Genomic DNA, 21,561 nt, shown 5'->3' with positions numbered 1-21,561 from the left:
GAGGATGAGGTAAAACTAGAAAATAGTTTTACCTCATCCTCTTATTTTAACGATCACAAAATCAAGGTAACTTAATGACTTGTTCTGATTCAGGATCGAAGAAATGTGCTTTACTGATATTGAAGGCTAAATCAACCATTTCTTCTGGTTTGTGGAAATCACGCGCATCAACTTTAGAAATAAATTCTGTATCGCCCAGTCTGGTATAAAGCATTGTTTCAGCACCTAGAAGTTCAGAAACCACGACTTCGGAACGAACGACTGCATCAGTCATTGCGTCTAAAGCAACTTGTTCACTGTGGATATCTTCAGGTCGAATGCCGAAAATGACTTCTTTTCCTTCATAGCCTTTTTCAACGAGTAATTTGTTTTTTCCTTCTGGAATCTTTAATTCAAGTCCATGGCCATCTCGGATCACGCCATTGTTCAATGTAACTTTAAAGAAATTCATTGCAGGTGAACCGATGAAGCCAGCAACAAATATGTTGCTAGGTGTATTATAAACTTCTTTTGGCGTTCCGATTTGTTGAATAAAACCATCTTTCATGATAACGATTCGGTCTGCCATCGTCATTGCCTCTGTTTGGTCATGTGTAACATAAATCGTCGTTGTTTCCAGACGGCGGTGTAGTTTAGCGATCTCAGCACGCATGGCAACACGCAGTTTTGCATCCAAGTTGGATAAAGGTTCATCCATCAAGAAGACTTTTGCATCACGTACAATGGCACGACCTAATGCCACACGTTGACGTTGTCCACCAGATAAGGCAGCGGGTTTGCGTTTTAAGTATTCTGTCAGACCTAATATTTCGGCAGCATTTTCTACCCGTGTTTTGATTTCTGCTTTGTCGTATTTACGAAGCTTCAATCCGAAAGCCATATTGTCAAAAACAGTCATATGAGGGTATAGTGCATAGTTTTGGAAAACCATCGCGATGTCACGGTCTTTTGGTGCAACATCATTCACGACTCTATCTCCGATCGAAAGCTCGCCCTCTGTGATATCTTCTAAACCGGCGATCATACGCAAGGTTGTTGATTTTCCACAGCCGGATGGGCCAACAAAAACGATAAATTCACGGTCTGCTATCTCTAAGTTAAAATCTGTTACAGAATAATTCTCTGCATTATCATATTTTTTATAGACATTTTTTAACGCCATTTCCACCATCGTCGTCACTCTTTTCTCTTTTAGTATAAATGTAGTATAAATGAAAGCGCTGTACATACTCAACGGAAGGTTGCACAAGAAAAAAAGCTTTTTTTCGTCATTATGACAAAACGTGTGATCATTCCTCTAACTTTTTAGTAAAAGACTTTGCTATAATAGTAAAAAGAAGAGAATCGGGGGATAAAAATGAAAATAGCATTGATTGCTCATGACCGTAAAAAAGATTTGATGGTCAAATTGACCTTGGCGTATCAGCCTATATTGAAAGAACATGAATTATTTGCTACAGGAACTACGGGTTTGAAAATCTCAGAAGCAACTGGGCTGCCTGTTCATCGATTCAAGTCTGGTCCTCTAGGCGGCGATCAGCAAATCGGTGCAATGATTTCAGAGGACAAGCTCGATATGGTTATTTTTCTTAGAGATCCTTTGGCTGCTCAGCCGCACGAACCAGATGTGACAGCATTGATCAGATTAAGTGATGTGTATGAGATTCCTTTAGCAACAAATATCGGTACGGCAGAGATTTTATTAAGAGGACTTCAAGCCGGTTTTGCTGATTTTAGAAATGTTGTTCATGAAACAGATAATAAACCGCTTTCTTTTTAGTCAAAATTGATTGCAGTAATGTAAGGAATATGCTATATTTCAAGTAGGCTTCGGCCTAATAAAAACAGAGTAGGAAATAAAGCGTCAAGTGCTGAAAGGATGGGATGTTGCCTTTCGGACGAAGTATGAGGTAAAAGAAGCACGAGCTGGCTTTTCTAATCATACGCGGTTTTGTTTTCGCATTCGCTGCATATTTTGTGTAGCAGCTCTTAGAGGAGATGCTAGTATTGAAGAAAAAAAGAATTGATGCACGAACCATTACGTTGATGAGTTTATTGATCGCGTTGATGGTGGTTTTCACACGGTTTATTTCGTTTGAGACCCAATTTTTACGGATCAGTCTGACATTTATTCCAGAATCATTGATGGGAATTTTGTTTGGACCATTTTGGACAGGGATCGGCAGTGCAGTTGCTGACACAGTTGGCATGATGCTGTTTCCAAAGGGACCTTATTTCCCTGGATTTACACTGAATGCGTTTATTTCAGGAGCAATTTACGGTTTCTTCTATTATAAAAAGGAGCTGACTTGGAAACGTGTCTTTACAGCAACATTGCTTGTAACAGTACTCATTCATCTATTTTTAACACCATTGTGGCTGGGACTGATGTATGGGGTGAATCTATCAAATATTGCCTGGTGGATTCCTAGAATTTTGAAGAACATTATTTTCTTCCCGATTCAAGTAGTTGCTACTTACTATTTAGGCAATAAAGTACCATATAAACAACTTTTGAATAAATCATTAGCAAATTTTAAATAAAAAAACCCTTGATCTTTTCTACATCCCAGAAAAGATCAAGGGTTTTTATTCATTACAATTGATTCTTAAATTGAGCTTCGTATAATGCATGATAATAACCATCTTCTTTTTCGATCAGTTCGTCGTGACTACCGATCTCAACAACTGCTCCTTGATCCATGACTAAAATTTTATCTGCATTTTTGATTGTTGATAATCTATGAGCGATAACAAAGCTCGTACGACCAGTCATCATTTGCAAAAATGCGTCCTGGATCTTTTTCTCTGTCAAAGTATCGACTGAACTAGTGGCTTCATCAAGAATCAACATAGGCGGGTTGCTGATCATCGTTCTCGCAATTGTCATCAATTGTCTTTGACCTTCTGAAATCTTGATGCCGCTTGCACCGATCAGTGTATCCAATCCTTGTGGCAAACGTGTGACAAAATCAAAGATGTACGCTTTTTTCATGGCTTCCTCGATTTCTTCATCGGTTGCGCCTGCATTGCCGTAAGTCAGATTATCACGGATCGTACTGTCAAATAGCCATGTATCCTGCAAGACCATACCGAAACTTTTCCGCAAACTATCTCTCGTTATTTGTGTGATTGGATGTCCATCAATTAAAATCGATCCACTATTTACATCATAAAACCGCATCAATAGATTTACCAAGGTGGATTTTCCTGCTCCGGTTTTACCTACGATAGCAATCGTTTCACCTGGGTTAGCGACCAAATTAAAATTTTTGATCAGTGGTTTAGATGGAGTATAGGAGAAATCAACATGATCAAAAACAACTTTTCCTACTGCGCTAGTCAAAATAATAGCATGTTCGCCATCGGGCTTTTCTTCAGGCTGGCTGATAATATCAAATGTTCGATCCAGTCCAGCTAGAGCCGTTTGAATTTGAGTGGTAATACCAGATAATTCAATAAAAGGTTTTGAAAATTGACTAGAATAGATCGTAAAACTTGAAATCACACCCACGGTTACAGTATGGTTGCCATTCAAAAGTAACAATCCACCAACAAGACCGATCGATAAGTAAGTCAAATGATCGACAAAACGTGAAAGCGGGTTTGTTAACGAAGAAGAAAACTGTGCTTTTTGTCCTCGAACATATAAATGTTGATTGAGCTGTTCAAAGCGTTGCTGAGAAACATTTTCTTGTTGAAAGGCTTTGACGATTTTTTGATTTCCAACCATTTCAGAAACAAATCCGGATATTTCTCCGACTATTTTTTGTTGCTCAGCAAAGTTTTTTTGTGAAGAGGTTGCGACTAGCCAATTAACAAGAAAAATGATCGGTGTTGATACAAGGACAACGATCGTGAGTAGGAGACTAAGCTTCAACATGAAAAAGAAGGCAATGATCACAACAGAAATTCCTGAGAATAGCTGGTTAAAAACAGCTGAGCAAGCAACAGAAATATTATCCATGTCATTCGTAAAACGGCTGACGATATTGCCATGTGAATTTTGATCATAGTAGTTGAGCGGCAGGCGATTCAGATGAGCAAAGGCATCTTTTCTAAGCTCAGCTACAGAAAGATAAGCGACGCGATTACCTAAACGCTGGATCAACCATTGACTGATGACTGTCACGATCAAGATGCCGCCAAGCAAGCTAAGTAAATAAAACAATCTGTGAAAATCCACATTGCCTAAACCTATCATAGTGTCGATCGATTTTCCCATATAATAAGTCATCAACACAGTCGTTAGTCCGCTTAAAATACCTAAAATCGTAGCAGCAGTTATTTCTTTTGGATAGTTTAGTAAATAAGGGAGAAAACGATTAAAAGAACGAGTTGAATTTTTTTTAGTCATCATGGCCGTTTTCCTCCTCTTGTGAAGCGACAATTTCTTGATAATCTTTAGAAGAATTCAGGAGCTCTTCGTGTGTCCCTAATCCGACTTGCTTACCGCTATTTAAGACTAGGATTTGATCTGCTTGTTGAATAGAGCTGATTCTTTGAGAAATCAGGATCAGAGTCGTTTCTTGCAGGTCTTTCTTTAACGCAGTTCTTAAATCTAGGTCAGTTTGGTAATCTAAGGCACTCAATGAGTCATCTAGAATCAAAATATCTGGTTTACGAATCAAAGCCCGAGCAATCGTCAGCCGTTGTTTTTGCCCACCAGAAAAATTCTTTCCGCCTTCATAGACTAGGGTGTCTAAACCCTCGCTTAAATTTTCAACAAAATCTTTACATTGAGCCGTAGCAAGAGCTTGCCAACATTCTTCATCGGTTGCCTTTTCCTTGCCCCACTGGAGATTTTCACGGATCGTTCCAGTAAATAAGACTGCCGTTTGAGGTGTAAGAGCAATTTTTTTGCGTAGTTTTTCTATAGACCAGTCGCGCACATTTAGATTATCGACATAGACATTTCCTTCGCTTGTATCATAGAATCGCGGAATCAGTTGAGTAAGTGTACTTTTACCGCCGCCTGTTGGTCCAGTGATCCCCAAAATTGAATTTTTTGGGATCGTCAGATTAATATTCTGTAAAGCTAAGCCGGCATCAGGGTGATAACGGAATGAAACCTGATCGAAGACGATTCCTTGTGAAGAAAGGCCGTCAGTTTCATTGGATACTTTTTCTTGAATGCTGGGAGTGATCGCTAATACTTCATTGACTCTTGAAGCAGAAGCAGAAGCTCGTGTAAAGATAATGACTAAATTTGAGACAACGATCAATGCCAGCAGCATCTGATTCATATAGTTGATCAAAGCCAGTACTTCTCCTTGCTGCAGTCCGCCAACCTCGACCTTTATTCCGCCAAGATAAAGCAATGCTAATATACCAAGATTCATGACAAGAGTGGTCGCAGGCGTCAATAAGGCGGAAATATTTGAAACACGTACATAGATGGAAGCAAGATCATCTGTTACTTTATTGACCTGTTTTTCTTCTGTCTGCTTTCTAGAAAAAGCTCGAATTACACGAACACCGCTTAAGTTTTGGCTGATTTGCCGATTTAATAAATCAAGTTTTTCTTGAACTTTCTTATATAATGGAACAGTTGTTTTGATAATAAAATAAAGAATAATGCAAAAAAGTGGGAGCATCAATAAAAAGATCAACCCCATCTGAACATTGATATAAAAAGCCATGATGACAGAACCGATACTTAAAAAAGGAGCTCGAATAACTAAACGTATCAACATTGCTAATGCTAGCTGCAGTTGATTGATATCGTTAGTCATGCGTGTAATCAAGGTATCAGTACCGAAACTATTCAGTTCGGCGTGAGAGAGCTGATTGATTTTTTTCATAAGCGCATTTCTCAACTCTGTGCCAAAGCCTTGCGAGGCAATCGAAGAATAATATTGACAAATCATGACACAGATCAAACCAATGATAGACATCAAAAGCATCCAGCCGGCCATTTGCAAGACATAACCCTGATCATTATTTCGAATCCCCTGATCGACCAAGCGAGCCATAAACAAAGGCAAGACCAGTTCAAAACAAGCTTCTAAAAATTTGAAAAAAGGCCCAAGGATGACCTGTTTTCGATATTTTTTAGCAAATCTAAGTAAACCTAACATAGAACTCCTCCTTAAGTTATAAGTAACAACATTCCGCTTCGCTACACCTTGTACTGTTTAACATCAGTTCATTCCATTCACTGTGTTTCACAGCAAAAGCGGAACAGGTTCGTTCAGCTCTGAGTAAAAAATGATCAACACTTTCTTACGAAAGTCTTGTACTGTTCAACATCAGTTCACTTTATTCACTGTGTTTCACAGCAAAAGTAGTATTTCTCATACGGATCAGTATATCTCATAATTTTACTGTATTTCTTATCATCTTTCTAAACAAAGATTTTCTCTTCTATTCTATATCAATCTGGAAAGCAAATAAAGTTGCTCGCCTTAATCAGTACTTATTTGTTACAATGATTGTGAAAGTACTAACTATTAGAAGGAGAACATCTATGGATGAATTTATTAAAGTCGTTTTACTATTTTTTATTTACGCATTTATTGGTTGGTTATGGGAAACAGTTTATTGCTCATTAAAAGCAGGAAAATTTGTTTATCGAGGATTTTTGATCGGTCCGTATTGCCCTATTTATGGTTTTGGTATTTTAGGTGTGCTGTATTTTTTAGATCCATTCAAACAAAATATCGTGCTTTTATACATCTTATCAACCATTCTAGTAACCATTTTAGAGTATCTAACGAGTTATGGATTGGAAAAGCTTTTCCATGCGTCTTGGTGGGACTATAAGGATGTACCAATGAACCTAAATGGTCGTGTAGCCTTGCCTGTATCGCTGTTTTGGGGGATCGGCTGTGTTTTGATCGTGCGAGTGATTCACCCGAAAGTACTACTATTTGAAGGCTTTTTGGCTAAACACTTTGGTTTGGTACTGCCGATCATTTTATTGATAATGATCACTAGTGATTTGATCTATACACTTATCAACTTGCAAGCTTTCAAAAAAGTTACTACTCAACTCAGTACAGCAGTGGATGAAAGAAAAGAAGAATTGGCAGCTAAATTAAATGAAAAAAGAACAGAGTTTTCTTCAAATCTTTCTGAGCTGAAAGAATCTATTTCAGAAGAATTGACTGAACGAAAAAAAGCGAAGTCAAATGAACGTATTTCTTTGATCGAAGAGTTGAAAAATACACCGTCAATCAACGAGCTAGTTTCACATATTGGCTTCAATCAAAAGCGTTGGATTAAAAATTACCCTAATTTAACATTGAAAAATATTAAAAATCCATTTGAAGTAAAAGAAATTATCAATAAGAATAGAAAAAATAAGAAATAATGCTAGTTTAAATATAACAGTAGAGAGTTGTGTTTCAATTAATGCTAAAAGCTAGATAGAAGTGGGTTTCAGTCTATATTTTATGGATAGATTAGTACGGATTTACAGTAGTTATATTACAGTGAAAACGACATTTTCGTTAAAATGTAACAAATTGTAACAGTATTGAAATAATAAAGGCGTGATTGATTAGTATAATGAATAGAGTTGGATTTAGTTAGGAAAGGTGTTGGATTCAGTGAAAGTAAAAAAATTGATGCCGTTTTTAGCTGCTATCTTAGTTATGAATGTGGGATTTCCAGTCGGCGCTTTGGCAGAATCATTAGATGATCTGAACGAAAAAGAAGCACAGACTGAACAAGTGGGAGAATCCCTTAGCAAAGATATCAATACAGCTTTAAATGATGTTAATAAAAAATACGCTGAAATTGAAAAACTTAAAGTAGATATTTCAAAAGCTGAAGAAACAATCAAAAATTCTGAAGCAGAAATCACAATAACAGAGCAAAGCATTGAACGCCGGAAAGAAGTCGTTGGAAATCGTATGAAAGATATCCAATTGAGCGGGGAGCATCGGACTTGGCAAGTATTGCTAGATGCCGAAAATATCTCAGATTTCTTCAATAAGGCATTTGCAATGACTACTTTACAAAATGCTGAACAAGATAAGATAGAGAGTTTGTCTAAAGACAAAGAAAAATTGAAAGATCTTCAAGAAACTGTAAAGAGCAAGCAAGAAGAGTTACAAACCAACGAAGCGAAATTACAGGAAGAAGCTTCTTCAATGGATGCGCAAGTCGCTTCTTTAAAAGAGCAATTAGCGGATAATGAATCAGCTTTACAGTTGATCGCCAGTCAAAAGCAAACAGAAGAAAAACGTATTTCTGATGAGAAAAAAGCAGCAGCAGCCCAAAAGCAAGCAGCAGCTCAAGAAGCACAGAGAAAAGCAAATGAAGCAGCGTCGTCAAGTACGAGCAGCGAATCTTCAAGCTCCTCTGATTCAACAAGCAGCAGTTCAAGCTCTAGTAGTGAAGAACAGCCAGTCGTAACACCGCCATCTGAGCCATCGGAAGAACATCCAAACCCTGGAGGCGGCGATACAGGAGGCGGCAATGTACTTTATGTACAGTCAACTGCTTACTCTTGGAGAGAAGCTGGATCTGGTTATATCACGGCTACTGGGATCGACTTACGTTCAAATAGTAATGTAATTGCTGTTGATCCAAGTGTGATTCCATTGGGATCATTTGTTGAGGTGGAAGGTTATGGCTTTGCAGTTGCCGGAGATACTGGTGGTGCAATCAACGGTCATATCATTGATGTCCATTTCCCAACAGTCGATCAATGTATCAACTGGGGACGTAGAAACAATGTAAAGGTTACGATTCAATAAGAACGTAAAGACACTTTTCGAAGTGTCTTTTTTTGTTAAGATGAAACTAAATAAACAAGTAATTATTTAAAAGAAATTAGAAAGCAATAGAATGTAATGCATTAATTTTTCATAAATGGTACACTGCTTTATAGAAAGAGAGGAATAACAATGATTCGTTTTGCAACAAAAGAAGACGGAAAAGCTATTGCTCCGTTGATCTTAGTTATTTTGAAAGACATGGAATTGCCATTATTGGACATTGTTCCTGAGGAAACCATTTTATCTGTTTTAGCTGAAGCTTCAGCTGATCCAACGTATCGGTATGGGTATCAACGAGGCTTAGTGTATGAGCATGAGGGACAAGTCGCGGGAATCGCCTTTGGTTATCCGAATGAAGATGAACCAGTGATCGATGAACCTTTGAAGAAGGTTTTGCGTAAACATAATTTAGATGAAGAAATTAGGATTTTTGTTGATCCTGAAACATTACCGAATGAATGGTACCTTGATTCAATTTCAGTAAATGAAAAATATCGTGGATTAGGTATCGGCTCGAAATTATTAGATGCATTGCCGCAGATCGCTAAACGAGATGGAAAAGAAATCATTGGATTGAGTGTAGATAAAGCAAATCCTAATGCGAAAAAATTATATAGCCGTAAAGGATTTAAAGATGTGGCAGAAATGATGATCAGCGGACATGTATATGATCATATGCAAAAAAAAATCAGCGAGTAAAAATCGCTGATTTTTTTAGTTGTGTCAAACTACTGACAGGTACCCAGACCCATAATTGGTTTACGCCCATTATTCTTTTTTTTATTATATAGCCAGTAATCGAGAACAGCAGCAATACAAATACAAAGAGGGGCATCGTCATCATCAACTACGTTCAAGCTGAAGTAATCTCCAGTAAAAAGAGTTGCTTTACTCATTTCCATGATTTTATGATTCATTTGATAGATGGAGTAATGATGATTTTTTATATCACCTGAGACAGTCCAATGTAAGTGCTGGATGTAGTAGAAGTCAGCGTTTAAGTTTAGGATTTTTCGTAAAACACCGACTTTTTTAAAGCCTTTATACAGTTCAAAGCGTGAACCGAACATAAAAGAGGTTTGTTTGATACTTGCGACAAGCTCCCCGCTCATTGCATATAATGAAAGGGCATCGCCTCGAGTTCCCCAGCGTCCGACAAGTAGGTAAAGAGATTTACCATCTTCATCTTTGACAAGTGTTCTCGTGATATTGCTTAGTTGTTGTTCTTGTATAAAAAACTCAGACACCATCTCTCACCTCTTTTCATTGTTGTCTGACTGAGAGAAACGTTATAAGTCTTCTCTGATTGCTCTTAAAATAGCTTCGCCAACGCCATTTTCCAAGTTGGTCGATGTGACATATTTGGCGTGATCTTTCACTTCAAGTTCTGCATTTCCCATGGCAAAACTAACATCGGCCCATTGAAGCATACTGACATCGTTAAAATTATCACCGATCGTCATAACTTCCTTTTCAGAGATACCGCGGTCTTTTGCTACATGAGCAACAGCAATGCCCTTTTGTGCGTTTTTATGATTGACCTCGATATTGTTTTGGGCAGAAGAGGTAACAACCAGATCAGGTAACTGTCTAATTTGAGTACTTGTTGGTCCTAAAACGGTTGGTCCTTCCATACTGAAACCGATGATTTTTAAAATCTCTATATCCTCTTGCTCCAGCAGAGAACGAATGTCTTCGATATAATTGACATCTAGTAAAGATAGATGAGCTGCTGCCATCGCAATAGCCACTTTATAGGTCAAATGAGGCATGGTCGTTGCAATATGGGCGGCAAAATTTTCGATTCTTTTTTCTTGATGTGCTGAAAAAATACCTTTATTGGTGGAAACTTCAAAATATACATTATTTGCATCTAGGATATCCATGATTTCAGCTGTCGTTCCCTTTTCGATTCCTGCTGTAAAAAGTGAGTTTCCAGCTTTATCAAAGACTTTTGCACCATTCAAAGTGATCATCGCACATTCGATCCCAGCTTCGTCCAGTGCTGGTTTGGCTTCTGTATAGGCTCGGCCTGTAGCGACCATAAATTCGATCCCAAGACGTTCTGCCTCACGTATCGCTGAAGCATTGTCCTTTGAAATGCCCATTTTTGAGTCTAGTAATGTTCCGTCCATGTCTGAAGCAATCAATTTAATCATAAATTTTTCTACACCTCGTTTATTTAACTTACCTATAGTTTACCATGTTTTTATGATTTCAGTGCAGAAAAAATTTTCTTGTCACATCCCATAAAATCCGCTATGCTAATCATGTAAAAGAAAGTTGGCAGAATAGACGTTTTACTTAGTGAATAATCACAGCAAAAAAAGAATTATATTAAAGGAGAAGTATTAATGAAAGAAATCATTCATAATAGCTGGCAAGATGTTTTAAAGGATGAATTCAGTAAAGACTATTATCTAAAGCTGCGTGAATTTTTGAAACAAGAATACAGTCACCAAACCATTTATCCTGATATGTACCATATTTATTCAGCCCTTGAGCTCACGCCGTATGAAGAGGTCAAAGTTGTGATATTAGGACAGGATCCGTATCATGGACCAAATCAAGCACATGGACTAAGTTTTTCAGTACAGCCTGGAGTAAGAACACCGCCATCATTGATGAATATTTACAAAGAACTTCAAGATGATCTGGGCTATCCGCCAGTCTCACATGGTTTTTTGGAAAGCTGGGCAAAGCAAGGAGTTCTACTATTAAACACTGTATTGACTGTTCGAAATGGACAAGCTTATTCTCATCGTGGACAAGGGTGGGAAAACTTGACGGATGCAATCATCCAGAAGCTGAATGAGCGGGAAAAACCAATTGTCTTTATTTTATGGGGCAAACCGGCACAGGAAAAAATCAAGATGATCGACACCAATAAACATATTATTATCAAATCGCCTCATCCAAGTCCCTTAGCAGCTCATCGTGGCTTCTTTGGTTCAAAGCCATTTTCAAAAACAAATCAAGCATTAGAACAGTTAGGAGAAACGCCAATCAACTGGCAGTTGCCTGATACAGTGTCATAAAACAGGGCTCATCTGTTATAGTGCAGATGGCTTAGTTTGTGAAAAGGATATCAGAATCAGTGTTTTTTCCACTAATACAGCAAGAAATAACTGTTATTTTCTTTAAGAATGGTGTATGATAAGTTTGTATAAATAATCATTGGAGGGTATATCGTGGAATTATTCGATAGCTTAAAATTTAAAGTCATTCGCCGCAATATCAAAATTGTTTTCCCAGAGGCAACAGATCCTCGTATTTTGGGAGCTGCCGCACGTTTGAAAGCAGAAGAATTAATGGAACCGATCTTGATCGGAAAGCAAGAAGACATTGTTGAAGCAGCACATGCTCGTGGAATCAAAACATCAAACTTCACTATTATCGATCCTGATAATTATGAAGGCTGGGAAGAAATGGTTGCATCGTTTGTTGAACGTCGTAACGGTAAAGTAACAGAAGAAGATGCACGTAAGATTCTTAAAGACGTGAATTATTTCGGCACAATGCTGACTTACATGGGTCTTGCAGATGGTATGGTCAGTGGAGCGGTCCACTCAACAGGTGATACTGTTCGCCCTGCATTACAAATCATCAAAACAAAACCAGGTATCAGCCGTACAAGTGGTGCAATGATCATGGTTCGCGGACGCGATCAAGAGAAATATATCTTTGCAGATTGTGCGATCAATGTAAATCCAACAGCTCAAGAACTTGCTGAGATCGCTGTTGATAGTGCAAAAACTGCTGAATTATTCGATATCGATCCAAAAGTTGCAATGATGAGCTTCTCTACAAAAGGTTCTGCAAAAGCACCTGAGGTTGATAAAGTTGTTGAAGCGACTAAAATCGCCAAAAGCTTAGCACCAGAATTGGAAATCGATGGAGAATTACAATTTGATGCTTCTTATGTTGCTTCTGTAGCACAACTTAAAGCGCCAAATTCACCAGTTGCTGGTCAAGCTACAGTCTTTGTTTTCCCAGAATTACAATCAGGAAACATCGGCTACAAAATTGCACAGCGCTTAGGTAACTTTGAAGCGATCGGACCAATCTTACAAGGATTGAACAAACCTGTTTCAGATTTATCTCGTGGTGCAAATGAAGAAGATATCTACAAGCTATCGATCATCACTGCAGCACAATCATTGATGAATTAATTATATGACTAGAGAGCTAAACAAAACGAGGGATGTTTTTGTTTAGCTCTCTAGTTTTTTTTAGGATAATTCGGTATACTACACTACATAGAAAGATAGAACAACGAGTTAGAAAAGCAGGTGAAAAAAGTGGAGATTTTAATCAATGATCCTAAAGAAACAGAAGAGATCGCTAAGCTCATTGGTTTGAGTGCAAGAGCAGGAGACACGATCATTCTTTCTGGAGATCTCGGTGCAGGGAAAACAACGATGACCAAAGGGATCGCTTTAGGGCTAGGGATAGAGCAGATGATCAAAAGTCCTACCTATACGATCATTCGTGAATATCGTGAAGGACGATTGCCGTTATATCATATGGATGTTTACCGTATTGAGGATGGCGCGGATGATTTAGGGTTGGAGGAGTATTTTGAAGGAGATGGTTTATCTGTTGTTGAATGGGGAAAACTCTTAGGTGAATTTATGCCTGACGATTATCTGGATATCACAATTGAAAAAGATTCAGAAAATCTGGAAAAAAGAAAACTTGTGATTCAAGCGTTCGGACGACGGTCTGAACTATTTTTAGTACGAATACAGCAAAAAATGGAGGAAAAAGAATGACAGAGGTTGAATTTACGATTCGAGAAGCAATTCCAACTGATGCTGCAGAGATTTTACGAGCTCTCAAAATTATTGGCAGCCAAACGCCTTTTTTAGTGATGGATGAAAAAGGACTGGAGATGACGATAGAAGAAATGAGTGAAAATCTAGGGAATCTCTATGATTCTCAGAATAATGTTTTGATGGTCGCATTAGCTGATAACAAAGTAATCGGAACAGCTTCAGTGAAAGCATCAGCAAAAAAACGCATGGAACACATCGGAGAAATCGGTATCAGTATCTTAAAAGATTACTGGGGCTTTGGTTTAGGCAGTTTGATGATGGAAGAGTTGATCGATTGGGCAAAGGAAAGTGATGTGATCCGAAGGCTGGAATTAACCGTACAGCATCGGAATCAACGCGCTGTTCATGTTTATGAAAAAATTGGTTTTGTTACCGAAGCCATCATGCCGCGGGGAGCTAAAACAGATGAGGGCGAATTTTTGGATGTTCATTTGATGAGTATGATGATCGATTAAAAAAGAAGAAAAAGTATTGGACAGGAGTGATCCAGCTGTTCGATGCTTTTTTTGTTACGCAGCGTAACTACAATGTCACAAGTTACCTATTTGTATTCCTGTAACGAATTCTTGTATTTCTATATACGGTCTTTCATGGAAACGCTATACTGAAAGCAGATAAATTACTAAGGAGCTGAAGGTCATGTCAAAAGGAATCAAAATTGTAACGATCGGTGGAGGTTCAAGTTATACACCAGAATTAGTTGAAGGATTTATTAAACGTTACGACGAATTACCAGTCCGTGAATTATGGCTTGTAGATATCGAAGCAGGAAAAGAAAAATTAGAAATCGTCGGAGAAATGGCTAAACGAATGGTCAAAGCAGCCGGTGTCGACTGCGAAGTTCATTTAACGTTAGATCGTCGTGAAGCATTGAAAGATGCTGATTTTGTTACAACACAATTACGCGTAGGACTATTGGATGCACGTATTTTAGATGAACGAATTCCTTTAAGTCATGGCATGATCGGTCAAGAAACGAATGGTGCAGGCGGGATTTTTAAAGCGTTGAGAACCGTCCCTGTGATTTTAGATATCGTTGAAGATATGAAAGAATTATGCCCGAATGCTTGGTTGATCAACTTTACAAATCCAGCGGGAATGGTCACAGAAGCTGTTTTACGTTATGGTAATTGGGATAAAGTCGTTGGTTTATGTAATATTCCAGTCAATGCCGTTTTTGAAGAAGCAGCATTGTTAGGAGAAGAAAACCGTGATCTATTCTTCCAATTTGCTGGAATCAATCATTTGCATTGGCATACGATCACAGATAAAAATGGAAAAGACCGCACAGATGAGCTGATCAAAATCATGTATGGTCAAGACGATGCAAAATCGATCGTAGCAAATATTAAAGACAATAATTTGATTTGGGAACAAGTAGAAAATCTACACATGGTTCCTTGTCCGTACCACAACTATTACTACTATACAGATAAAATGTTAGCAGAAGAATTAGAAGACTTTAAAAACAATGGAACGCGTGCCGAAAAAGTCAAAGAAATCGAGCATGAATTGTTTGAATTATACAAAGATCCAAACTTAGACTACAAACCAAAACAACTTGCAGAGCGCGGTGGTGCCCGCTATAGTGATGCAGCTTGTGAAATCATCAATTCGATCCACAATGATAAACGTACAACAATGACTGTCAGCACAAGAAATAACGGAACGATCACGGATTTACCAGCTGAAAGCGCAGTTGAAGTAACATGTACGATCACAGGAAAAGGTCCTGTTCCATATAACTTTGGCAGCTTTGAACCAAAGCAACGAGGATTGCTGCAAGTCATGAAATCTATGGAAGAATTAACGATCGAAGCGGCAGTAACGGGAGATTATGGAACGTTATTACAAGCATTCACGATGAATCCCTTGATCACAAGCGGAGACGTTGCCAAAGAAGTAATGGATGAATTATTAGAAGCACATAAAGCCTATTTACCAAATTTCTTTAAATAAAAAAATAAACAAGCAGCAGCCTCTTAGGTGCTCGCTTGTTTATTTTTTTGCACTTCTTTAGCCAAGTATTCTACAGTATAAAGTGCAGGGACTTGGGAGGTGATATCACTGTCACCGATTCTTTCTGTCGAAATATAGTATGGGATATTGACATCAGATAAAGAGGCAATCGTTGATTTTTCACTATTTGTGATCGAAATGATCGCACAATCATTAGAAAGAAAATGATTTAAGTAATTGATGATTGCTTCATTTTCACCACTGACAGAAAGAGCAATAACACAGACGTTTTTTGCAATGCTTTTGTTGAAAAAATTTACTGGGTGATTGATAGGGTCTTCAATATGAAAAGCCATACTAAAAATAGAAGAAAAGTACAATGCACCATATTCAGCAATGATTTTTGAAGAACCCGTTCCAATAAATAGAACCAGATCTTTTTCAGCAAGTAATTTTACAGCAGCCTGCATTCGTTCTTGATAAAACGTTTCAGTTGATCGCTGTATAAAATTAGTGAACGAGGTTTCATCAACAGCATGTGTTGTTATGGGTTCGGCTAAGGTTTTTCGATAAAGATTCAATTTGATTTTAAATTCAGAAAATCCATCACAGCCAAATTTTCGACAAAAACGAAGAATACTGGCTGTACTGCTGTGGGTCTCTTTCGCTAGTTCCCGAATCCTCATATAGACGACCTCATCGATATGAGCAGCAACATATTTGTAAATTTCTAAATCGATTGGGCTTAAATCAGGCGTGTGATCTAAAAAAAGCACAGAATTCACCACTTTCTTTTTACAGTTTACTTCACTAAATCAATGCTATAAACATAATGTTTCACTGGCAGACCAGAATAATCTTTATAAAACTCCTGAACAATGGTCATACCATTGTTTTCAGCCACCTTTTGAGAAGCACTATTTGTATCTCGAATGATCGAACAAATTTTTTGTGCCTGCAGGATATTTTTTGCATAGTTTAAACATAAGGCGCTAGCTTCACTGGCATATCCTTTGTGCCAATATCGTTTGTTTAACAAATAACCAATTTCTAGTAAGTTTTTTCCTTCCACTTCTGAATAAACAATGCCGCATTGACCAACAAAGTTCTCTTCATTTTTATCAACGATCGCCCATAAACCAAATTGATTTTTTTGATAACTGGCTAAGTTCCAGTTGAGCCAATCGCTCACTTTTTCATCAGTAAATGGGGCTTCATACGCATACATCGTTTCTTCATCTTGTAAAATGGCACATAAATCTTCAAGGTCATCTTCTGAAAGTTCTCTTAAATACAACCGCTCATTTTCTATTATTTTTTTCATCGTTGATTCAGCCTCCTTTTAAAGCAATCCCAAGGTCATTACATATTGCGGACCTGCTATCCCTTCGACAATCTTATCCATAGGTAAAAAACCAGATTTTTTATAAAGAGCTTGCGCTGCACTATTTTCTTTATTTACAGCAAGAACGATCTCATCAGCTGCTGGAAAGAGTTCTTGAGTAAATTTTGGTAATTGCTGCAAGACTTTTTTTGCATAGCCTTGCCCTTGATAGCGGGAGTCTGTCGAAAAAGTTCGTAGTAAAATCGCATGCTCATTTTCAGTATATAAAGAGACATCCTTCTTTTCGTCTAATACAAAAAAATTAGTTAAGCGTCCATTTTCGATTCCTACGATCGGATGAATGAAAGGATTTGTCAAAGCGATCTTTAAGGGCATTTCAGGTGTGCCTGTAAAACGAAGTTGTTCCTCAGTTAATTGGTATTGGTGGATCAATGCTGAAAATTCTTCATTATACTCGCTCAATAACATGTTCATTCTTCCCTTCCTCTTTTATTGTTAATTTCTTTTCTATTTTAACATACTCAACCCACTTTTTAACGTAAATGATCAGGGAAGGATTCAACTGTTGAAAGAAAAGTGACAGAGAATTGGGACTGTTTTAAAAGAAAATCGGAAGTTTAGACTGGTGATTTCTTTATATACTAGGTTCATCAAGTAACACAAGTCGCCCGAGACGTTAAATGAGAGGAGATGCAGGATGAAACTAGATGTTTCTTTGATGCAGCAGGATAAGGCGATAAAAAAACAATTGAAAGTTATCAAGAAGCTGCAAAAAAGGGTAAACGCAGAACAGCGTAAAAAGAATCAGCTTGCATCTCAATTAAAGCGATCGCAACACCGTATAAAAGAGCTGGAAAACCAGCAATAGTTGAAGGAGGAAATGAATAAATGACAGCATTAAGTGGAGTAGATGTAGTATGGCGTTTTCGTTTAGCCGAAGACGAAGGAAATGAACAAGCGTGGGGCTTAGCTTATAGCACAGAAAATGGCTATTCAAAATCAAAAGAAAGTGAATCAACTGTAACGAAAGACGGTAGCGTAGTCACACCAGGAGCGACCGAAACAACGGTTTCAGCAACAACACTTTATAAAATCGGTTCAACACAAATCGACAAATTAGAAAGCGCAATGGATGAAAACAAACGTGTTCAAATTTGGCGCATCAATACAAAAGAAATCGGTACAGGTGCAAATGAAGGCAAATACAAAGCTAAATATTTTGAAGGCTTTTTCACCTCATTTGAAGAAACAGATTCTGCTGAAAACAAAGTGGAATATTCATTAGAATGGGCCATCGAAGGCGCTGGTAAAAACGGATTCGCTTCATTAGTCGTTGATACGACTGAAGGCGGCGATTATGAATTTAAAGATACAGTCAAAGTAGAAGCGGCTGAGTAACAATAGATAAGAGGATGAGACAAAAGTCGTTTAGGTTTGAACAATTGGAGTAAAAAAGGACAATACGCTTTTTGTATTGCTCGTTTTTTGTGAAATTGCTGAAGAACCTGACTTTTGGCTACCGTTTATTAAGAAGTAGAGTCCAGAACAAAACTGTTTTCTCGTTTTGTCCCGGACTCTTAAAAACAGGAGGACAATCATGGAGCTTACAATTAACGATAAATTAGTAAATTTTAAATTTGGATATGGTTTTTTAAAAGAAGTCAATCAACGTTATTCTGTTGAACGCGGCGGAATGAAATTGAAATTAGGTGTAGGGGCGATCATCTCGAATTTATTATTATCAGATGTCGACACACTTTTTGAAACGTTATTGATCGCCAATTTAACAGAAAAACCAAGAGTCCAGATCAAGGATTTAGAAGCATATGTGGAAGAACATGGTACGCAAACTTTATTTGAAGCGGTCATTGAAGAACTAAAAAAGTCCGAATATACAGCGATGATGGTGAACAAAATGCTGGAGGAAGCCGAACTGTAAACTCGGAAGAAAATGATTTTGATGCAAGCTACGCTCAAGTGCAGCTCAACTGTTTGCGTTATTTGAATATCGAAGACCTCAATGAGATCGATCGATTGACGATTCCTGAATACGAGTTGCGGATCAAGGCCTATCAATTAAAAAGCTTAGATCAGCAATACAATATTCATTTACAAGCCTGGGCAACAGTCATGGCTGGACAAACAAAAAAAGGAAGACCTGTCTATCGAACCTTTGAGAAATTCTTCAATTATCAAAAAGCCGAGGAACGAATCCTCGGAAAAGACCCTAGCTTGCCGAAAAATCAAGAAAAAGAAAAACTCCAGAATTGGATCGCAAACTTTAATTCGTAGAAAGGAGGAAAAAATGGCAAAAGAAATACTACCTACAACGAATAAAAAATTTATACAGTCGATTAAAAAATCGACGAAAGTGACTAAAAGTTTAGATAAACAATTAAGTAAAACAACAAAACGTCTTAATAATTTTATTAAACCACTTTCTAAAAGTAACAAGCTATCGAAACCTTTTGCTGATATGAAAAAACAGATAACTGCACTAAATCAAGCAATTGTGGCAAATGATCTAGCTAGCTTCGAAAGTGGATTAGCAGCTATTAGTACGACCTTTTCAGAACTATCTGTACAGAGTCAACAAATGATTCGATCATTAGGTTTGATAAGTAAAAATTATGGATTATTAAGTCAAGCATTTCAAGGAAGTTTAACAATTGATGATACCAGTTTAGTTTCTTTAGACGTTCAAACCAAAAGTTTAATACAAAGTTTTAGTTCCGTTCAAGCGACTATTTCTAATTTAAAAAGTGAATTGATTATTGATACTACTAGTATTGCTACATTGATCGATTCTGGAAAAAATTTGACGACAGAATTTTCACTGATGAATCAGAATATGGCTGCATTCACTGGAACTTTTACAAGTAGTCAGTCTGTGATTGCTTCATTTGGTGGTACGATAAATAGCACATTGAGTTCAATTGATTCATCTATTAATAATCTAGTTTCCATAAGTGAGAATTTAGGGAATGTATTGACCAACGCGATAAAAGAGCCAGCGATAGAAGTGGAAAAATCAAAAAGTGTTTTCCAAAGTTTAAAAGATCGTGTAACAGAGTTATTTACTTCTTTTGATTTGGAGAGCATAAAAAGCGTATATAAAGGATTTGGCAAGATGAATGAACAAATTAGTAAAGGAACAGGATTCTTTTCTAATTTCTCTCAAAGTGTTGCTGGGAATTCAAAAGGTATTGTTGAAAACATTTCAAATTTTGGTTCATCAATGCTAGCTGTTGGCAAGCACTCTACTACCTCAGCTAAAGTAATTGGCGGTACATTAGGTGGTATTGGTAATGGAATCAAAAATTCGGCGACTGTTGGAATAACGGCAATGAATTCAATGGTTCAAGGTCTAACATCTGTTATGGGCTTAGCATTGAAATCTATTGCGCCAACAGCGCTTTTAGGAGTCTTTCTTGCAGGTTTTGCACTGATGGACGAACAAATGAATGGACAAATTTCCAGCATGATTCAAACTGCTATAACTAAAGGTCCAGAAATTATCACAGGTTTTGTTCAAGGAATCATTGATAAGCTTCCTGATCTAATTACTTCTGGAACACAACTAGTTGCTGGTTTAGCTGAAGCAATTTCGGTAAATTTACCAGTGATTATTGAAAGTGGGATGTCGCTCTTACAAACATTGATTGACGGTGTAATTGCTAATTTACCTTCATTAATTAATTCAGCACTTTTGATTATAGAAACGTTAGCGACAAGTTTGTTAACTGCTGCACCTCAATTACTTCTGATGGGCTTAGAGCTGCTATCGGCACTGGTCGATGGTCTATTTCAAGATCCCGCTAAACTAATTGATACAATTACATCGATTATTGATACGTTGACTGGTGAGATTACGACTAGTCTTCCGAAAATCATCGATAAGGGAATTGAAATTCTTGTGAAATTGGCAGAAGGGATTGCCTCAGTTTTACCTCAGTTGATTCCAGTTGCTTTAGAGGCAATGACTACCCTAGTACGAACTCTCTCAGAAAATTTACCGAAATTATTAGATGCAGCAGTTGAAATTGTTGGAAAGCTTTGTGAAGGACTACTTGCAAATCTACCTCAAATTCTATCAGCAGCTGTTGGTCTAATATTAGCACTTGTGCAAGGAATTGGTAAAAGCATTCCGAAAATCATTACTGCAGGGGCTCAAATCATGCTGAAGCTTCTTGAAACATTTGTAAAAGCTATACCAGATTTAAGAGACGCAGGTGGAAATTTAATTCAAGGTTTAATTGATGGGATTGGTGGTATGGCCAAAGCAGCATTGGAGGCAGTTAAAAAAATTGGTAAAAGTATAGGTGATACATTTAAATCTATTTTCAACATCCACTCACCTTCCCGTTGGATGCGTGATGAAATCGGAGCCATGCTCCCAGCTGGTCTTGCTATCGGAATCGAACGAAATGCTCATGTGATCGATCAGCCGATGGATGACTTAGCCTCTAAAGTGATATTACCAAGTTTAGACAGCTTAGATCAACAAGTCGACACGGTTCAACAATTATCTGTTCATTCCAGCAGCACACAAACACAGCAAAAAGAAAAGCAACCTGCAACATTCAATATCAACTTTGGCAACCAGCAGTTTAAAGCTTTTGTCTCAGATATTTCTGAAGCAATGGGACAAGATGCTGCAATCAATTTAGCATTTTAGAAGGAGGAAAGA

The 21,561-nt window shown here is 37.6% G+C and carries 23 protein-coding genes and 1 riboswitch; of the genes, 15 read left to right on the top strand and 8 right to left on the bottom strand.

What is annotated here, in order from left to right:
• Nucleotides 1-61 precede the first annotated feature (61 nt).
• On the bottom strand, nucleotides 62-1,171 hold the full coding sequence (locus tag IGI58_RS03875) for an ABC transporter ATP-binding protein (RefSeq protein WP_429954407.1): 1,110 nt from the start codon (nucleotides 1,169-1,171) through the stop codon (nucleotides 62-64).
• Between the two features lie 186 nt (nucleotides 1,172-1,357).
• Between IGI58_RS03875 and mgsA the strand changes: the two genes are divergently transcribed.
• Together mgsA and IGI58_RS03865 are read left to right on the top strand one after the other, a co-directional pair.
• Nucleotides 1,358-1,780 (top strand): methylglyoxal synthase, encoded by a 423-nt coding sequence (gene mgsA / locus IGI58_RS03870; protein WP_087640977.1) that lies wholly within the window; start codon nucleotides 1,358-1,360, stop codon nucleotides 1,778-1,780.
• Nucleotides 1,781-1,843: 63 nt separating this feature from the next.
• Nucleotides 1,844-1,971, top strand: a riboswitch (THF riboswitch).
• Nucleotides 1,972-1,998: 27 nt separating this feature from the next.
• Nucleotides 1,999-2,544: a folate family ECF transporter S component gene (locus IGI58_RS03865; RefSeq protein ID WP_176372831.1), complete on the top strand. Its 546-nt coding sequence runs from the start codon at nucleotides 1,999-2,001 to the stop codon at nucleotides 2,542-2,544.
• 52 nt (nucleotides 2,545-2,596) lie between these two features.
• Here IGI58_RS03865 and IGI58_RS03860 read toward each other — a convergent pair whose 3' ends face one another.
• Both IGI58_RS03860 and IGI58_RS03855 read right to left on the bottom strand, forming a co-directional pair.
• The gene (locus IGI58_RS03860; RefSeq protein WP_429954408.1) at nucleotides 2,597-4,360 is read right to left on the bottom strand and encodes an ABC transporter ATP-binding protein; all 1,764 of its coding nucleotides are present in this window, start codon (nucleotides 4,358-4,360) and stop codon (nucleotides 2,597-2,599) included.
• Nucleotides 4,350-6,080, bottom strand: coding sequence for an ABC transporter ATP-binding protein (locus IGI58_RS03855; protein WP_429954409.1), 1,731 nt, complete (start codon nucleotides 6,078-6,080; stop codon nucleotides 4,350-4,352). The genes IGI58_RS03860 and IGI58_RS03855 overlap by 11 nt, the downstream gene beginning before the upstream one ends.
• Nucleotides 6,081-6,469: 389 nt before the next feature.
• Here IGI58_RS03855 and IGI58_RS03850 point away from each other — a divergent pair, with 389 nt between their 5' ends.
• From IGI58_RS03850 to IGI58_RS03840, 3 genes are all read left to right on the top strand, one after another.
• Nucleotides 6,470-7,315 (top strand): putative ABC transporter permease, encoded by an 846-nt coding sequence (locus IGI58_RS03850; protein ID WP_429954410.1) that lies wholly within the window; start codon nucleotides 6,470-6,472, stop codon nucleotides 7,313-7,315.
• A 226-nt stretch (nucleotides 7,316-7,541) separates the two neighbouring features.
• Nucleotides 7,542-8,708, top strand: a complete 1,167-nt coding sequence (locus IGI58_RS03845; protein WP_429954411.1) for a 3D domain-containing protein — start codon at nucleotides 7,542-7,544, stop codon at nucleotides 8,706-8,708.
• A 150-nt stretch (nucleotides 8,709-8,858) separates the two neighbouring features.
• Complete coding sequence (locus IGI58_RS03840; protein WP_087640983.1) at nucleotides 8,859-9,428, top strand: GNAT family N-acetyltransferase; 570 nt, start codon at nucleotides 8,859-8,861, stop codon at nucleotides 9,426-9,428.
• A 29-nt stretch (nucleotides 9,429-9,457) separates the two neighbouring features.
• Here the strand turns inward: IGI58_RS03840 and IGI58_RS03835 are convergent, their stop codons facing one another.
• Together IGI58_RS03835 and IGI58_RS03830 are read right to left on the bottom strand one after the other, a co-directional pair.
• Entirely contained in the window at nucleotides 9,458-9,976 is a 519-nt protein-coding gene (locus IGI58_RS03835; protein ID WP_429955375.1) for an LURP-one-related/scramblase family protein, read from the bottom strand.
• A gap of 42 nt (nucleotides 9,977-10,018) precedes the next feature.
• Entirely contained in the window at nucleotides 10,019-10,888 is an 870-nt protein-coding gene (locus IGI58_RS03830) for a Cof-type HAD-IIB family hydrolase (RefSeq protein ID WP_429954412.1), read from the bottom strand.
• A 195-nt stretch (nucleotides 10,889-11,083) separates the two neighbouring features.
• Between IGI58_RS03830 and IGI58_RS03825 the strand changes: the two genes are divergently transcribed.
• From IGI58_RS03825 to IGI58_RS03805, 5 genes are all read left to right on the top strand, one after another.
• A complete protein-coding gene (locus IGI58_RS03825; RefSeq protein ID WP_429954413.1) occupies nucleotides 11,084-11,767 on the top strand; it encodes a uracil-DNA glycosylase in 684 nt (227 codons plus the stop codon).
• Between the two features lie 153 nt (nucleotides 11,768-11,920).
• Nucleotides 11,921-12,901, top strand: coding sequence for a phosphate acetyltransferase (gene pta / locus IGI58_RS03820; RefSeq protein ID WP_087640987.1), 981 nt, complete (start codon nucleotides 11,921-11,923; stop codon nucleotides 12,899-12,901).
• A 129-nt stretch (nucleotides 12,902-13,030) separates the two neighbouring features.
• Entirely contained in the window at nucleotides 13,031-13,504 is a 474-nt protein-coding gene (tsaE, locus tag IGI58_RS03815; protein WP_429954414.1) for a tRNA (adenosine(37)-N6)-threonylcarbamoyltransferase complex ATPase subunit type 1 TsaE, read from the top strand.
• Complete coding sequence (locus IGI58_RS03810; protein ID WP_087640989.1) at nucleotides 13,501-14,022, top strand: GNAT family N-acetyltransferase; 522 nt, start codon at nucleotides 13,501-13,503, stop codon at nucleotides 14,020-14,022. The genes tsaE and IGI58_RS03810 overlap by 4 nt, the downstream gene beginning before the upstream one ends.
• A 184-nt stretch (nucleotides 14,023-14,206) precedes the next feature.
• Complete coding sequence (locus IGI58_RS03805; RefSeq protein ID WP_225533641.1) at nucleotides 14,207-15,526, top strand: 6-phospho-beta-glucosidase; 1,320 nt, start codon at nucleotides 14,207-14,209, stop codon at nucleotides 15,524-15,526.
• A gap of 23 nt (nucleotides 15,527-15,549) precedes the next feature.
• On the opposite strand, the gene IGI58_RS03800 is transcribed toward IGI58_RS03805, so the two are convergent.
• The 3 genes from IGI58_RS03800 to IGI58_RS03790 are packed head-to-tail and all read right to left on the bottom strand — an operon-like array spanning nucleotide 15,550 to nucleotide 17,345.
• Complete coding sequence (locus tag IGI58_RS03800) at nucleotides 15,550-16,302, bottom strand: MurR/RpiR family transcriptional regulator (protein WP_087640991.1); 753 nt, start codon at nucleotides 16,300-16,302, stop codon at nucleotides 15,550-15,552.
• A gap of 26 nt (nucleotides 16,303-16,328) precedes the next feature.
• Nucleotides 16,329-16,850: a GNAT family N-acetyltransferase gene (locus IGI58_RS03795; protein ID WP_429954415.1), complete on the bottom strand. Its 522-nt coding sequence runs from the start codon at nucleotides 16,848-16,850 to the stop codon at nucleotides 16,329-16,331.
• An 18-nt stretch (nucleotides 16,851-16,868) separates the two neighbouring features.
• Nucleotides 16,869-17,345 carry a GNAT family N-acetyltransferase gene (locus tag IGI58_RS03790; RefSeq protein WP_242585528.1) on the bottom strand — a complete coding sequence of 159 codons (477 nt, stop codon included), beginning with the start codon at nucleotides 17,343-17,345 and terminating at the stop codon, nucleotides 16,869-16,871.
• 223 nt (nucleotides 17,346-17,568) lie between these two features.
• On the opposite strand from IGI58_RS03790, the gene IGI58_RS03785 reads away from it, so the two are divergent.
• From IGI58_RS03785 to IGI58_RS03765, 5 genes are all read left to right on the top strand, one after another.
• Nucleotides 17,569-17,739: a hypothetical protein gene (locus IGI58_RS03785; RefSeq protein WP_176372832.1), complete on the top strand. Its 171-nt coding sequence runs from the start codon at nucleotides 17,569-17,571 to the stop codon at nucleotides 17,737-17,739.
• Between the two features lie 20 nt (nucleotides 17,740-17,759).
• The gene (locus IGI58_RS03780; RefSeq protein WP_087640993.1) at nucleotides 17,760-18,269 is read left to right on the top strand and encodes a phage major tail protein, TP901-1 family; all 510 of its coding nucleotides are present in this window, start codon (nucleotides 17,760-17,762) and stop codon (nucleotides 18,267-18,269) included.
• 199 nt (nucleotides 18,270-18,468) lie between these two features.
• On the top strand, nucleotides 18,469-18,810 hold the full coding sequence (locus tag IGI58_RS03775; protein WP_088269735.1) for a tail assembly chaperone: 342 nt from the start codon (nucleotides 18,469-18,471) through the stop codon (nucleotides 18,808-18,810).
• Between the two features lie 53 nt (nucleotides 18,811-18,863).
• Nucleotides 18,864-19,163 carry a hypothetical protein gene (locus IGI58_RS03770; protein ID WP_225533645.1) on the top strand — a complete coding sequence of 100 codons (300 nt, stop codon included), beginning with the start codon at nucleotides 18,864-18,866 and terminating at the stop codon, nucleotides 19,161-19,163.
• 13 nt (nucleotides 19,164-19,176) lie between these two features.
• Nucleotides 19,177-21,549 (top strand): phage tail protein, encoded by a 2,373-nt coding sequence (locus IGI58_RS03765; RefSeq protein WP_429956313.1) that lies wholly within the window; start codon nucleotides 19,177-19,179, stop codon nucleotides 21,547-21,549.
• The last annotated feature ends 12 nt before the right edge of the window (nucleotides 21,550-21,561 follow it).

Source organism: Enterococcus sp. AZ020 (genome assembly GCF_050499205.1).
Classification (GTDB): domain Bacteria; phylum Bacillota; class Bacilli; order Lactobacillales; family Enterococcaceae; genus Enterococcus_L; species Enterococcus_L dunnyi.
Note: the sequence above shows the minus strand (reverse complement) of the source record. Positions and strands in the feature narration are given on the sequence as shown.

Coding starts and splice junctions, on each gene's coding strand:
- IGI58_RS03805 (WP_225533641.1), top strand. CDS start 14,207: ATGTCAAAAGGAATCAAAATTGTAACGATCGGTGGAGGTTCAAGTTAT.
- IGI58_RS03780 (WP_087640993.1), top strand. CDS start 17,760: ATGACAGCATTAAGTGGAGTAGATGTAGTATGGCGTTTTCGTTTAGCC.
- IGI58_RS03810 (WP_087640989.1), top strand. CDS start 13,501: ATGACAGAGGTTGAATTTACGATTCGAGAAGCAATTCCAACTGATGCT.
- IGI58_RS03785 (WP_176372832.1), top strand. CDS start 17,569: ATGAAACTAGATGTTTCTTTGATGCAGCAGGATAAGGCGATAAAAAAA.
- IGI58_RS03850 (WP_429954410.1), top strand. CDS start 6,470: ATGGATGAATTTATTAAAGTCGTTTTACTATTTTTTATTTACGCATTT.
- mgsA (WP_087640977.1), top strand. CDS start 1,358: ATGAAAATAGCATTGATTGCTCATGACCGTAAAAAAGATTTGATGGTC.
- IGI58_RS03795 (WP_429954415.1), bottom strand. CDS start 16,850: ATGAAAAAAATAATAGAAAATGAGCGGTTGTATTTAAGAGAACTTTCA.
- IGI58_RS03875 (WP_429954407.1), bottom strand. CDS start 1,171: ATGGTGGAAATGGCGTTAAAAAATGTCTATAAAAAATATGATAATGCA.
- IGI58_RS03860 (WP_429954408.1), bottom strand. CDS start 4,360: ATGATGACTAAAAAAAATTCAACTCGTTCTTTTAATCGTTTTCTCCCT.
- IGI58_RS03765 (WP_429956313.1), top strand. CDS start 19,177: ATGGCAAAAGAAATACTACCTACAACGAATAAAAAATTTATACAGTCG.
- IGI58_RS03825 (WP_429954413.1), top strand. CDS start 11,084: ATGAAAGAAATCATTCATAATAGCTGGCAAGATGTTTTAAAGGATGAA.
- IGI58_RS03830 (WP_429954412.1), bottom strand. CDS start 10,888: ATGATTAAATTGATTGCTTCAGACATGGACGGAACATTACTAGACTCA.
- IGI58_RS03775 (WP_088269735.1), top strand. CDS start 18,469: ATGGAGCTTACAATTAACGATAAATTAGTAAATTTTAAATTTGGATAT.
- IGI58_RS03790 (WP_242585528.1), bottom strand. CDS start 17,345: ATGAACATGTTATTGAGCGAGTATAATGAAGAATTTTCAGCATTGATC.
- IGI58_RS03840 (WP_087640983.1), top strand. CDS start 8,859: ATGATTCGTTTTGCAACAAAAGAAGACGGAAAAGCTATTGCTCCGTTG.
- IGI58_RS03865 (WP_176372831.1), top strand. CDS start 1,999: ATGCTAGTATTGAAGAAAAAAAGAATTGATGCACGAACCATTACGTTG.
- IGI58_RS03855 (WP_429954409.1), bottom strand. CDS start 6,080: ATGTTAGGTTTACTTAGATTTGCTAAAAAATATCGAAAACAGGTCATC.